This is a genomic window from Chloroflexota bacterium, assembly GCA_018648225.1.
In the GTDB taxonomy this organism is placed as follows: domain Bacteria; phylum Chloroflexota; class Anaerolineae; order Anaerolineales; family UBA11858; genus NIOZ-UU35.
Map to the genome: position 1 here is coordinate 1 of JABGRQ010000098.1, position 12909 is coordinate 12909.

Consider the following 12909-nt stretch of genomic DNA (forward strand, 5'->3'; position numbering starts at 1 on the left):
GCACCCTGTACAGCCCTGTTTTTGGTTAAATTTCGTTAGCCAATTTATTCGTCTTTGAAAGGCTCCAGATAAGGGTCGTTGGCTACCGGTTCTATCCCGGCGGCTTTCAGTTGTGCGCGCAGTTTACGAATGACTTTCTTTAAATCCGCCATACGCACTTCGCGCCCAGCCATCGCATTGACCAGGGTCTGTAAATCATTTGTGCGCCTGGCAACCCGATCTTCCAGATCGAGAGTTAAGGCCTCCAGGGCAATTTGAGCTTGTTTTTGTTCGGTTATATCGCTATAGACTGCCACAATTTCCCCTAAAGGCAATTTATACACGAAATTCGCGCGCCATCCAATCAGACGTTCATCCTGATATTGTGAGATGGGGTGATGCTCGGGTACACCTGTCTGCCATACTCGTTGAAAAACATCAAATAAACCAAAGTCTTTCACGCCTGGAAACACCTGCAAGACGCTCTTCCCAATCAGGTCTTCTTTTTGTACATTGTCGATCTTTTCACCAGCCTGGTTGAAATCCACAAAAATAAAATCTTCGCCATCGGCAACGGCTTCGTAAACCGCCACGCCGCTGCTCATATTATTGAATAACTCACGATAGCGGACCGCATTATTCACCAACTCGGCATGGGCGGCTTTGCGAGCCGTAATATCCAGATGGGTTCCCACCATGCGTACTGGTTTGCCCGCGGTATCCCACTCGACAACTTTGCCGCGGTCCAGCACCCAAATCCACTCCCCTGATTTATGCTTCATTCGCACTTCGCACTCATACACCTCGGTTACGCCCAAAAAATGCTGTTCGATGGCTGCGTTCGCTTTTTTTAGATCGTCCGGGTGAGCATTTTGGAGCCAGGTTTCAATGCTGACGGGCTGAAGTTCATCCAGCGTAAAACCAATCATTTCCGCCCAACGTTCATTATATTCAAACTCACCAGTCTGCACGCGCCAATCCCACAAACCAACCCCTGAGCCATCAATGGCCAACTGATACTGTTCTGTGAGGCGGATTAAATCGTCAACAGATACCTTCAGCGGATCCAGTGAATCACGGGAAGACATTTTTTCTTTCATTTTTCCTCCTCGCCTTGATTGCAGAAATCCAACCCTATCGCTCGGCAATAAGCGCGGTTAGCTGCGCGTGTTAGGATTTATGATACCACTTGAATCCAAATTCTCTATGTTGAATTTCGTCTAGCCACCCGACAGTTTTAATCACGAATGACACCGAATACCCAAAGGGCACATGTGCCACAAATTGCACGAATTTTCTTTTTTGAAACAAAGAATATCGTTCTAAACGAGACAACTTGACAAATTCATTATTAATGATATATTTCATTTAGTTTATACTAAACATATTGTACAATAAAGAAGGTTAACTAAAACTATGAACACACCCCTTTCAAACGCCCGTCAAAATTTCATTCAGGGGATGAGTCGTATCAGCCACTTTTGGGGTTTTCCGAGGGCCATGGGCGCGATCTTTGGTGCGATCTACCTCTCCCCGCAGGCGCTTTCATTGGATGAGCTTGTCGAACAGGCCGCCGTTAGCAAGGGAGCCATCAGCACGAATGTGCGCCAGCTCGAACGCCTGGGGATGGTACACAAAAAAATTCGCATCGGCGACCGCAAAGATTATTACACCGCCGAAACCGATTTCTGGAAGATTATCAAAGGCATCTTGCGCGAGCGCGAGAAAAACGAGTTCGATGCCGCCCTGAGAACCGTGGATGAAAGTTTGAAACTCTCACAAAGCGAAAATATCACCCCCGAAGAAGCAGAATTGGCGGCTTTTTATAAAATCCGCCTGGAAACCATGCAACGCTTCTTCCATAATCTGGACAGCCTGGTTGCAACTGTCATGGCGCTGGACGAATTACGCCATAACACCATCCAGCGTTTATTCAGCAACACATCCGATCAATAGCCCCCAACGATTAGAGGTATCCATGACCACACGATCTGCCGTCACTGGCGCATTTAGTTACACCGGAAAATATATCACCCGTTTGCTGCTTGAACAGAGGCAGCACGTGATTACCCTGACCAGCCGTAAAGACGATCAAAATCTTTTCGACGGGCAAGTCCAGGCCTACCCCTTCCAGTTCGATAATCCCAAAGCGCTGGCCGAAACCCTGCGCGGCGTCGATACGCTCTATAACACCTACTTGGTGCGTTTCGACCACGGCAAAGCCACCTTCAATAACGCCGTAGAAAACACGCGCACCCTGATCCGTGCCGCCAAAGTTGCCGGAGTGCGGCGCTTCGTTCACGTTAGCATCAGCAACCCAACTTTGGAATCACCACTGCCCTATTTCAGCGGCAAAGCCCAACTCGAAGAAAATCTCAAAGCCTCCGGGCTATCCTACGCCATCTTGCGGCCTACGGTTATCTTCGGCGACGAAGATATTCTCATCAATAATATCGCCTATCTGCTGCGGCGCTTTCCGCTCTTTGCCATCCCCGGCGCGGGCGAGTATCAACTTCAACCGATCTTTGTTGAAGATATGGCACAACTGGCTGTGGATGCAGGCCATCGGGAAGAAAACCTTACCTGGGATGCAGTTGGCCCGGAGATTTACACCTTTAACGAGTTGGTGCAACTGACTCGCTCGGTGGTGGGTAGCCGCGCCGGGTTGATCAACCTGCCCCCAAGCATGGTGCTGCAACTCTCCCGCCTGATCGGCTTCGTCGTCGGGGATGTCGTCCTGACCGAAGAAGAAATCCAGGGCCTGATGGCAAATCTGCTCATCTCGGCAGAACCGCCTACCGGAAAAACATCCCTGCGCGCCTGGTTACGCGCCAATGCCAACCACGTCGGCAGCCGCTACGCATCGGAACTCAAACGCCACTATAACGCCCAAAATCGGTAATCGTCAAGAATAGCTTGAACAGATGCGGCAAATAGCCATGTATTCAAAAGTAAACCAGGAACACAGGAAGAAAAATTCATGGCTTCCTTATAAAAATTCAGTATTCAAGCTTCTGTTGACCAATACAAAATTCGGCAAATTCACAAAAAAAACAGCTATAATATACACAATCAACCAGTCCCCACACAATGGGGACTTTCTCTTAATGTACCGATATTCCAGAATATGACTCAATCTCCCCGAAATTCAAACCGACCCAGGAAGTGTAAGATGAACCAGAATCACCCCATCCTTTCACCACGTTTCACGCAAGCCATCTGCATGGCTGCAAAACTGCATGCCTCACAAACCCGAAAAGGCAACAATACACCCTATATTGCACATCTGATGAGCGTCAGCGCGCTGGTACTCGAAGCCGGTGGCAGCGAAGACGAAGCTATCGCCGCGCTCCTACACGATGCCGTGGAAGATCAGGGCGGGATACCCACACTCGACAAAATTCGAGAGAACTTTGGAGAAAAAGTTGCCAATATTGTTCAACAATGTACCGATGCCGATACCCAGCCGAAACCACCCTGGCGTCAACGTAAAGAAGAGTATATTTCCCATGTTGCCCAAGCAATGCCAGAAGCGCGCCTGGTTTCACTGGCCGACAAAGTGCATAACGCCCGCTCGATCTTGCGCGATCTCCAATGCGATGGCGATGCTATTTGGAAGAAATTTAACGGCGGCAAAGATGGCACGCTGTGGTATTATCGCAGCCTGCTCGACAAATTTCGAATCATGGAAGATAACTTTCTCATCCAAGAATTTGAGCGCGTCGTCGTTCAAATTGAAATAGTAGCTCAAAAATCATGAACCCACTCACACTGAATGAATATCAACAACTGGCACAACGCACCGCCGGAGCGGGCGGCAACGGTGAACGCAGGCTGATCATCGCAGCCCTGGGCCTGGCAGGCGAAGCTGGAGAATTTGCCAATATCGTCAAAAAGCACACCGCCCACGGTCACGAGCTTGGCGCAGAAATTTTTGCTGACGAATTGGGCGATGTACTCTGGTATCTGGCTGAAGCTGCCAGCGCGGTGGGCGTCTCGCTTGAGCAAATCGCTCAAGAGAATGTCGAGAAATTACGCCAACGCTACCCCGAAGGATTCAGCCAGGAACGCAGTATCAACCGCGAGAAATAAAAAGGAAAACTGAATAAAGAAGTTCGGAGATGACACGATGGCCCCAGACCCTGAAATCCATGCCTTTTTGCTCGAGCACCTGCAAAGCATTATGGAGAATGACATCGCTGCCTATCACAGCAGCACCAGCGCTGACCTGACTCTCTACGAATGGTGGGTCACACCCCATCGCATCGATGGATTGCCCTTCCATGATTTTATGATGGTCGAAAATGCGCGCCGCGGCACCGTTTTCGGCGCTGAAGGCGATTCGGCTACAACAACGCCCAACTTCCGTTTTGACCTGGCAAACCTGCACATTCAACGGTATGGCGATACCGCGATTGCCAGCTACACCCTGCTGCTCAGCAGCGGCCAACCTGAGGGCGTTGTAGTTGCCTCGCATAATGAAAGCCGGGTTATCGTAAAACTGGACGGGCGTTGGCAGGTCGTACATGTGCATAAATCTCCGGCCTGGGCCGCGCCACATCTGCCGCCGACACTATGAAATCCTTTGCCTTCATGCTGCTGACTTTTTGCCTGGTAAGCTGCACCCCAACCCCGACCGCAATAGCTACATTCACCACAACTGTTGCCCCTGTTGAGCAAGCGACGCTTCCCCCGCCATTGCCCCCTACAGCCCAACCCAAAATACTTTATTTTGGCTATACGCAAAGCTCATCAGATGGAAACCATTTGATCGATGGCACTGGCAATTTGCCAAAAGCGGCCTGGATTGACATCCCGCTGGGCGGGACGCCGGTGTGGCTGGCGGCTGTGCCCGATGGTGAGACCAGTCTTTGGGCGGCAGTACTCGCCGATGGGCGCGTCCAGGCTTTTCGCGTATCAGCCGAGGGTGCAGAACCCATCGCCATCGTCCCGGATCAACTCAATCCATCCACGCCGCCGCTACTGCTCTTCGATGGCGACCAACTTCAGTTACTCGCCCACGCTCCGGACAGCGCTTCCCCATTCACCCATCCAATTCAAGTTCAGGGAGAAATTGCTTTCATTGACCCATCCGGAAACCTTCACGTCGGTGAAGTGATTTTGCCGGTGAACGCGCTGCCCGATGCGCGTTTGTTACAAGACGAATTTGGCCGTATCTTATTACTGAGCGGTCCCTCAGAGATTTATTCGCACGGCGTGCTCGGCGATGCACTCGAAGCAACCCAAATCAGTTTGGTGGAAACCCATCCGGTAACACAGCTTGTACATGTATTTAAGATTCCAGAGGGTCGAGTGATTGAGGGGATTGCTCCGATTTGGGCTGACCTGACCGGCGATGGACAACGCGAGATCGTTATAACGCTTAGCGATGCAACTCATGGCGCCCAATTAGCCGTCTTTGATGAAACCGGTGCGCTGATTGCACGCAGTGATGTGATTGGGCAAGGCTATCGCTGGCGGCATCAAATTGCGGTAGCCCCTTTTGGGCCGCATGGCGAAATGGAGCTTGTTACGGTATTGACACCACACTTAGGGGGGATTGTAGAGTTCTATCAGTTGACCGGTGACCATCTCAGGCTCACCGCACAATTAGGCGGCTACACATCGCATGTGATTAATTCACGCAATCTGGATATGGCGCTGGCAGGCGATTTCGATGGCGATGGAAACCTGGAATTGCTGACCCCAAATCAGGCCCGCACTGAATTGGGCGCTATTCGGCGGGATGAAAACGGGGCCACAGTGGTATGGAGTTTGCCGCTTCAAGGTGTGTTAAGCAGCAATCTGGCTTCCGCCACTTCCGATGACGGGAAAATTTGGCTGGGCGCGGGATTAGATACAGGGATGCTGCGCGTGTGGCTATCCGATCAATAGATTAACTATTCGCACGCACGCAATTCCGCCCGGCTTGTTTGGCGGCATATAATGCGGAATCCGCACGATCGAGCAGTACGGCCAGATCAGAAATATCAACAGATAGTTCGGCCACACCCAAACTGATCGTCACAGATACTGTTTCAGTCTCTGTGAGATTAGCAAATACTTGCGCAACCGCCCACTGACGCAGCCGTTCGGCTGTAGCCAATGCTTCGGCCAGGTCTGTCGTGGGTAGTAAAACTGAAAATTCTTCGCCCCCGTAGCGCCCGATAATATCAAATTCGCGAATATTCTGGCGGCACCCCTGCGCTAATTCATATAAAACCTGATCGCCCAAAGCGTGCCCATAGGTATCGTTGATTTGTTTAAAATGATCGATATCAATCATAATCACCGAGAGGGGATGCTGATAGCGCCGCGCCCTTTCAATTTCAATACGGCCAAGCTCAAAAAAACGGCGCCGATTATTGACATTGGTTAAACTATCCGTGGTAGCCAACCACTGAGTTTCCTTAAACAAGCGCGCATTCTCAAGAATCAGAGCTGCTCTTTCGACAAAAATCGTTAGTAAACGCTCATCATTGGCGCTAAACGCATCCGGCTGTTCACTCTGAATATCAAGAATGCCAATGATGCGCTTGCCAATTTTTAATGGAATCACCAGTTCAGAGCCAACGTCTTTCCAGCGCGGAATATACTCAGGCACGTACTGCACATCAGGTAAGCGAATAGACTTGCCCAGGCGAATGGCGGCAGCAAAATGATTCGCTTCCAGACGAGTGTCCGCGGTAGAAATTTCTGCCGCAAATGGCCCCAGGCCAGCAATATGCTCCAATGCTTGGTCGTCTTTGCCAAACATCCACAAACTACAATTCGAGTGGCCAAATACGTCAAGCACAGTTTTCACAATCACCTGACCGATTTCCTCAACAACAGGGACACCGCTAAAAAATAGCGTTTCTGAGGCGCGGAATAGCCGATTCAACTCCAAATTGCGTTCTTTCAGGGCGGCTTCTGAAGCGCGCAATGCGGTCGTCCGCTGGGTGATTCGACGATTCAGATCTTCGGCATGATCGTGAATTTGCTCGTACAGGCGTTCTTTTTCGATCGAAATTGCCGCGTAATTGGCTAACATGGCATATAAATCGCAATCTTCCTGAGTAAAAGCGCCCTTTTTTTTGTTGATTGCCGTTAATACACCAATGGTTTTACCATCTGTCGAAAGTGGTACCACGAGATACGAATGCGTTTTCACGCCTGTTTTTAGATCAATTTCTGGAAAGTAATCCGCATCTTGTGAGACATCCACAACAAATTCAGCTTGTCCGGCTTTTAACACCCGCGAGACGACCCCCTTTCCCTGGGGAATACGCACGCCAATCAGATCATCCACCGAGGCCATAAAAACCAATTCGCCGGTTTCCCAATCGGGCATCAGTAGTGAACAACTCGTTACATCTAGCAATCCAGTTGCCTGGCTGACAATGAACTGTAACAAACCGCCAACATCGCGTGAGGAAGCAATTGAAATTCCAATTTCGTGCAAAGTTTCAAGTTGGGCAATTTTTTCGGCCAGCAATTTTAGTGCAGTTACCCTGGCTGTAATATCACGCACCGAAATAATTACAATCGGCCCTGTTTTAGTATCAACAGGATTCAAGGCAATATCGGCAAAAAAGCTACTGCCATCTTTTCGCAAACTTATAAAATCTTTCCCCAAATTCATGGAACGAACACTTGGCGCGAGAAAAAATTCTTTCCGAAGTTCCTGATGGCGTTGCCGTTGGGAAATCGGGATCAGGTTCTCTATTGAAATGCCAATCATTTCGTCAACAGAATATGCGAATAATTCTTCCGCGTGGTGATTCACAACCTGAATCAAACCTTGCTGATCCACAACGATCGTGGCTTCAGGCATGGCTTCGATAAAAGTTTTAGACAAAAATAGATCGTTCAAAGAAAAGATCATCCCTTTTACAGTTAGCAATTAGGATAATCTTACCACGGCAAAAATTTTGACTATAAAGCAATCTTCTGGGGTTTTGAAGTAGTCAGTAGAATTTCGTAAGCCAGACAGGGAGTACGGCTAACAAGTTTTCCATAATCTGGCGCGCACCGATCTCAAAATAATCCATATCCCCATAGGCCGGGCTGCCCTGCCCTCCAACCACATCGCTGACACCGCGCAAGATCAGGCACGGCGCCTGATGGCGCGCCGCGACCCATGCAATCGCGCCACTCTCCCAATCACCTGCAATTGCTCCATATTTTGCTATCAGATTGGGGATTTCATCGTAGAACAGGTCTCGATCGGCTGAGGCAAGCACCCCGCGCCGCGCTGGCAATGGCAATTCAGCGCCCAACCATGCCAGATCAATCTCGGTGGCATAATGTTGGATATGCGCGTCAAAATCGTCCATCTGCTCGATGATGTCATACACTACAGTGCGTTCCGCCAGGATAATTTCCCCCTTTTGGACATGCCCATCAAAGCCGCCGCAAGTTCCCAAATTCACCAACAGATCGGGATTCCAGCGTTGGATGGCATATTCTGTGGATGCAGCCGCAGCGATTTTCCCCCAGCCCCCATGCAGGAAATTCACATCCAGGCCCAGGGTGGGCGCGCCCACCCGCAGGGAGAACCACTCTCCATAGGGAGTCGGTTGAATCTCGGTTTCAGGTAAAATTTCGCGGACAATCTGCCATTCCATATCCGCCGAGATAAGTACGACTGCTTTGGGATGAGAACTCTCCCCGGATTTATTGCCCCACTCCGGGGAATTCTGATGCGTCCGCTGCGACACTATTTTCCTGCAATAATTTCGATATTGCCAATCGCCTGGCTGATATTCAAATCCACTACATAATCCGCATTCTCATAACCCGGCGAATAATAATACCCGTCGCGCAACTCAAAAGCCGAAGGGACATTCAACGCAGAGAGCGCCTTGCTGATTTCGATGCGCACGGCGACATCGTGTGGAACCTGAATTGTGATTTTACCAATCGCCTGGCTGACATCGGCCTGCAGGGCAACCCCGGCAGGCAACGACAGAGAAAGTTCGCCAACCCCCTGGCTGGCATCCAGGTTCTCAAGTTGCAATTCACTCGCGTCTAAGTTCATCTGGCCTGCGCCCATCGAGGCATCTAAATTCAGTGGTGTTTGCGCATGGAGCGCCAATGTCCAGCCGCGAGCGCTGCCCGGCAAAGCAGCCGTGCTATGGCTACTCAGCGAATAAACTGCCACGCCATCATGCAACTGATAATCGCCGCGCACATCGTTTGGATTTGTCATGTTGACCTCACCCTCAATCAACGCGGCGTCATCCTCCGAGGCGGATAAATTTAGCAAACCGGTAGCCGGTGAGAGCGAAATCTCTGCCGCCTGCGCAGTGCCCAACTCCTGATAAATGGCCTCACCCGGGAGGGGTTGTCCGCCCAATGCCGGAAGACCACCCCCCAGCATCCAAACCAGGCCAAACAGCATGGCAAAGATCGCCAGCACACCCAGAATAGAAAGCCACAGATGACGCCGCCCCAGCATAATATCCACACCGATGGCGATGACCATAATCGGCCATAAGCGCCAGAGCGTATCCCAGGCAGGCCAGGCCAGCCAGCCAAAATTACTCAGCAAAAAGACCGCCCCCAGCCCAAACATAAAAACAGGCCCGGCAATTTCTTTACGGCGAATCAAAGAATCAAACCCGATGGCAAAGAAAATCAACGGCCACAAGCGCCAAATTGATTGTGTAGCGATGGGGTCAATGATGCCCATATTAGCCAGCAGGTAAAGCACGCCAACCAAAATCAGAATCAGCGGCCAGACAATGCTGCCGCGGTGTTGTTTTCGATAGGGTTTATGTTCCATATTTTCAATCTCCTCAACGTTTCCAGCGCAGCAAAAGGACGATACCGGCGATAATGAGCAAACCCGGCCAGAGAATGTCAAAGTCGAACCACCACAGCCAGGGGATTCCCAGGGCTTCGAGCAGCCACACCGTTCCCATAATAATCAACCCACCGCCAATGATCAGTCCCGATTTCGGGTGTGGCTGATTCATGGCTTTGGCAAAATCATCACCGACCACGCGAAAGCGTTCGCCAAAATCACTTGAAATAGTGGTATTTTGCTCCGGGATGAGAATCCACATGAGGATATAGACCCAAAATCCAACGCCGCCGCCAAAGACCAGCAAGAAAAAGGCCAACCGAATCCAGGTGGGGTCCATGCCGAGAAAATTGCCCAGCCCGCCGCACACGCCGCCTAACATGCGATCTTCACGGCTGCGATATAGTCTGCGTTCCATTTTTGTCTCCTAAAAATATCATAATTGCTAAAGCTTGAGCTTTCGCAAAAAGTTCTCAATTCGAGAAATATTCTGGCTATCGACGGAAATTGCGCAAAACGAAGTAGCCGCCCAAGACAATCAATCCAACCGGCCAAATATAGTTGAATACTGGCAATAATGCTTCCGATGTAAGTATTCCCAACAAGAACAACACCAAAGCCGGGATAAACGCCCAGGTCATGCGCCCAGAGGGTGTAGGCAATACGCCCACCAACGCAAAGGTAGCCGCCAACCCCAGAAAGAATATAAAGCCAGTATCGTTAAAATATGCGTCTGCAAATGTAACCACGGCCAGCGTACTCAAAACTCCCGCCGGGATAACGGCCCACCACATTTCCCGATTGGCAAAATAGACCGCCCAAAACCCCACGGCAATCCCGCCCAGAAAAATGGCACCGCCCCAATGCCCGCTAAAGCCGGGGATGAATTGTTCTCCCAAAACCAGCACGGCCAGCCCCAACAAGCTCAGGCCAGGGATCAAAGGCCACCATTGCGAACGGTCGCTGAGATATGCATATAAAAACACCACACCCGCAGCGCCAAAGAACACTCCCCAAAGCGCGCTCCACGCGCTGGGGATCAGCGACATATTTTGCAACATGAACAAAATCCCGGATGCAATCAGTAATATGCCCCAAAGCCAACGACGATCGATGTATTTCATCAAAGATACTCCTGAATACTATTGAACCGAGATCGAACCCACCCCGGCATCTACATTGATTTCCACGCGCTGAGCAGCCGTTTCATAATCTGCCGATTGATACACGCCGCCAACTTTCGGGAAACGCGCCAGGTCGACATCCACACCCAGCAAGCCGCCATCGACATTCACGCGGGCAGCAACGCCAGCGGGAACATTCAATGTTACCGACGCGACCCCGGCGCTGACTTTGACACGCGTAAATTCAGCTTGAGCGGGCAAATCGACTTGTGTAGCACTGGCGCCGGTTTGTATTTTCAATTCGGTTAACTGAACCGCACTCAAATCAAGGTGTGTGTCATTGGCTCCGGTGTGAAGCTCCAATGCCAGGGGAATATCAGCGTTCATACGCATATCCCATGCAATGCGGCTGCCAGAGTTGAACATTCCGGGGAAGAATACAAACGGGATGCCCTGGTGATGTACTTTCAAGGATACGTCCAGATTATCGTCACGGCGGCGGCTTTGCTGATCCACACCGCCATCGAAAGCGCCCTCCAGCAAATTGTGCGGGGAGGCGCCCGAACGCAGGCGCAATTCCCCGGCTCCGTGGTGAATCACCACCCGGGCCTGGCGCGCGCCCTCGAGAGGAATGACAATATTCTCGGATTCGAGCGCGGTTCCACCCATCTGTGCTTGCCATAACACCCAAATCCCCAGCAAAATGACCATACTCGGCCAGAACACGCGCCAAATATTGAAGTGCAACCAGCCAAGTGTATTCAGCATCATCAACCCGCCGAATAGAATGAACACAAACCCCCAAAAGGCACTATTGCGCTTCATCAATATGCTCCTGAGGATCAGAGACAACATTCGGTATGGTTTTTCGACGGAACAAAGGTTGCACCAACAACCATAGCCCAAAGAGAATCAACCCTATCGGCCAATAGTCGCCCAAAATACTGTTGCCAAAGATGCCGCTAAAGACAGCAAACACACTGAAGCTGATCACTGCCATCCATGTGCCCACCCGGAATCCATTTTTACCACCTTCGCCTAAGATTGACGCCAGCATCAAACCAACACCCACAAAACCAGGAATCAGCGACCAGGCATACGCCCAGCTTTCCCAATTATCCATTGCGTTTTGCCAATACAACAGGCCGCCAATCCCACCCACAATTACAGCAGGGATAGCCATACCCGGAGCGCCGAGCAACAGCCCCAAAAGTAACAAGAAAACTCCGACACCAACGATCCACATCGGCCAAGTAAAGATGCTCCAAACCCAATTCAGATCCGGAACAAGCTGAATGGCAAGAAATAGCCCGCCAATCAAAATCAACAAAAAGCCAAAACCCAAATTTGTACGCGTGGTGCGATCCATAGTTTTTCTCCTATATTTTTCAACTTGTCCAAAGTTGTTATAAAAAAACCTACGCCAAAGCAGTTGCAAATTGATTATAGCCGAAATTAATCGACTCAACTCAGGTGACATCCACATGCAAGGATATTTACGGGTAAAAGATCGAAAAGTTGCAGAAACACAAAGAGAGTGGCTGTGCACCTTTGCCACTCTCTTTGTGTTTTTTAGCTTCAACTACAGCAAAATTAAACGGCCACTATAGAATCTTCGCTGCCGAATTCGTTCGGCATATATTTCTCACCATTCCAATCGTTTTCCCAGCGGTCTCCATCTACCCAAAAGCGGTAGCGATATTCTTTGCCAGTTTCAAGGGCAAGCGAACCGCTAAAACGACCATCTTTGCGTTGAGTCAACGGATTGGCTTCTTTATCCCAATTATTGAATTCTCCAACGAGAGAAACTGTTTTGGCATTGGCTTCTGCTGGGAATTCAAAGGTCACCCGGCAAGTTTTGCCTGATTTTGCGTATGTTTTTTTCATTTTTTAGCTCCTTTAGCATTTATGTTGCAGGAATCCGGATCGTTTACACAACTTATGGCGCAATTCCCGAGTATTCCTACCGTAACAGCCGGGAAGAATACCACATAAATCGCAAGCCGCCAACGGAGA

15 protein-coding genes are annotated in these 12909 nt (G+C 50.2%); 6 read left to right on the forward strand and 9 right to left on the reverse strand.

All coding sequences use genetic code 11. The features are described 5' to 3' along the window. Positions 1-44: 44 nt before the first annotated feature. The gene (locus HN413_08740; protein ID MBT3390484.1) at positions 45-1079 is read right to left on the reverse strand and encodes a PAS domain-containing protein; all 1035 of its coding nucleotides are present in this window, start codon (positions 1077-1079) and stop codon (positions 45-47) included. Between the two features lie 316 nt (positions 1080-1395). Between HN413_08740 and HN413_08745 the strand changes: the two genes are divergently transcribed. From HN413_08745 to HN413_08770, 6 genes are all read left to right on the forward strand, one after another. Next, on the forward strand, positions 1396-1935 hold the full coding sequence (locus HN413_08745; GenBank protein ID MBT3390485.1) for a hypothetical protein: 540 nt from the start codon (positions 1396-1398) through the stop codon (positions 1933-1935). A 22-nt stretch (positions 1936-1957) separates the two neighbouring features. After that, positions 1958-2881: an NAD(P)H-binding protein gene (locus HN413_08750; GenBank protein MBT3390486.1), complete on the forward strand. Its 924-nt coding sequence runs from the start codon at positions 1958-1960 to the stop codon at positions 2879-2881. A gap of 288 nt (positions 2882-3169) precedes the next feature. Then, complete coding sequence (locus HN413_08755; protein MBT3390487.1) at positions 3170-3739, forward strand: HD domain-containing protein; 570 nt, start codon at positions 3170-3172, stop codon at positions 3737-3739. Next, the gene (locus HN413_08760; protein MBT3390488.1) at positions 3736-4071 is read left to right on the forward strand and encodes a nucleoside triphosphate pyrophosphohydrolase family protein; all 336 of its coding nucleotides are present in this window, start codon (positions 3736-3738) and stop codon (positions 4069-4071) included. Before HN413_08755 ends, HN413_08760 begins: the two co-directional genes overlap by 4 nt. A gap of 37 nt (positions 4072-4108) precedes the next feature. Continuing rightward, positions 4109-4558 carry a SnoaL-like domain-containing protein gene (locus HN413_08765; GenBank protein ID MBT3390489.1) on the forward strand — a complete coding sequence of 150 codons (450 nt, stop codon included), beginning with the start codon at positions 4109-4111 and terminating at the stop codon, positions 4556-4558. Further along, positions 4555-5874, forward strand: a complete 1320-nt coding sequence (locus HN413_08770) for a hypothetical protein (protein ID MBT3390490.1) — start codon at positions 4555-4557, stop codon at positions 5872-5874. Before HN413_08765 ends, HN413_08770 begins: the two co-directional genes overlap by 4 nt. Before the next feature lies 1 nt (position 5875). On the opposite strand, the gene HN413_08775 is transcribed toward HN413_08770, so the two are convergent. From HN413_08775 to HN413_08810, 8 genes are all read right to left on the reverse strand, one after another. Further along, positions 5876-7819, reverse strand: a complete 1944-nt coding sequence (locus tag HN413_08775) for a diguanylate cyclase (GenBank protein MBT3390491.1) — start codon at positions 7817-7819, stop codon at positions 5876-5878. A gap of 109 nt (positions 7820-7928) precedes the next feature. After that, on the reverse strand, positions 7929-8681 hold the full coding sequence (locus tag HN413_08780) for a 5'-methylthioadenosine/S-adenosylhomocysteine nucleosidase (protein ID MBT3390492.1): 753 nt from the start codon (positions 8679-8681) through the stop codon (positions 7929-7931). Then, the gene (locus HN413_08785) at positions 8681-9748 is read right to left on the reverse strand and encodes a hypothetical protein (GenBank protein MBT3390493.1); all 1068 of its coding nucleotides are present in this window, start codon (positions 9746-9748) and stop codon (positions 8681-8683) included. Before HN413_08785 ends, HN413_08780 begins: the two co-directional genes overlap by 1 nt. Before the next feature lie 13 nt (positions 9749-9761). After that, positions 9762-10187, reverse strand: a complete 426-nt coding sequence (locus HN413_08790; protein ID MBT3390494.1) for a PspC domain-containing protein — start codon at positions 10185-10187, stop codon at positions 9762-9764. A 76-nt stretch (positions 10188-10263) separates the two neighbouring features. Continuing rightward, entirely contained in the window at positions 10264-10893 is a 630-nt protein-coding gene (locus HN413_08795; GenBank protein ID MBT3390495.1) for a hypothetical protein, read from the reverse strand. Positions 10894-10911: 18 nt separating this feature from the next. Continuing rightward, the gene (locus HN413_08800) at positions 10912-11718 is read right to left on the reverse strand and encodes a hypothetical protein (protein MBT3390496.1); all 807 of its coding nucleotides are present in this window, start codon (positions 11716-11718) and stop codon (positions 10912-10914) included. Next, positions 11705-12262, reverse strand: a complete 558-nt coding sequence (locus HN413_08805) for a hypothetical protein (GenBank protein ID MBT3390497.1) — start codon at positions 12260-12262, stop codon at positions 11705-11707. Before HN413_08805 ends, HN413_08800 begins: the two co-directional genes overlap by 14 nt. Before the next feature lie 224 nt (positions 12263-12486). After that, positions 12487-12780 (reverse strand): glycoside hydrolase, encoded by a 294-nt coding sequence (locus HN413_08810; protein ID MBT3390498.1) that lies wholly within the window; start codon positions 12778-12780, stop codon positions 12487-12489. Positions 12781-12909 lie beyond the last annotated feature (129 nt).

Coding starts and splice junctions, on each gene's coding strand:
- HN413_08740 (MBT3390484.1), bottom strand. CDS start 1,079: ATGAAAGAAAAAATGTCTTCCCGTGATTCACTGGATCCGCTGAAGGTA.
- HN413_08745 (MBT3390485.1), top strand. CDS start 1,396: ATGAACACACCCCTTTCAAACGCCCGTCAAAATTTCATTCAGGGGATG.
- HN413_08750 (MBT3390486.1), top strand. CDS start 1,958: ATGACCACACGATCTGCCGTCACTGGCGCATTTAGTTACACCGGAAAA.
- HN413_08760 (MBT3390488.1), top strand. CDS start 3,736: ATGAACCCACTCACACTGAATGAATATCAACAACTGGCACAACGCACC.
- HN413_08765 (MBT3390489.1), top strand. CDS start 4,109: ATGGCCCCAGACCCTGAAATCCATGCCTTTTTGCTCGAGCACCTGCAA.
- HN413_08770 (MBT3390490.1), top strand. CDS start 4,555: ATGAAATCCTTTGCCTTCATGCTGCTGACTTTTTGCCTGGTAAGCTGC.
- HN413_08785 (MBT3390493.1), bottom strand. CDS start 9,748: ATGGAACATAAACCCTATCGAAAACAACACCGCGGCAGCATTGTCTGG.
- HN413_08790 (MBT3390494.1), bottom strand. CDS start 10,187: ATGGAACGCAGACTATATCGCAGCCGTGAAGATCGCATGTTAGGCGGC.
- HN413_08795 (MBT3390495.1), bottom strand. CDS start 10,893: ATGAAATACATCGATCGTCGTTGGCTTTGGGGCATATTACTGATTGCA.
- HN413_08800 (MBT3390496.1), bottom strand. CDS start 11,718: ATGAAGCGCAATAGTGCCTTTTGGGGGTTTGTGTTCATTCTATTCGGC.
- HN413_08805 (MBT3390497.1), bottom strand. CDS start 12,262: ATGGATCGCACCACGCGTACAAATTTGGGTTTTGGCTTTTTGTTGATT.
- HN413_08810 (MBT3390498.1), bottom strand. CDS start 12,780: ATGAAAAAAACATACGCAAAATCAGGCAAAACTTGCCGGGTGACCTTT.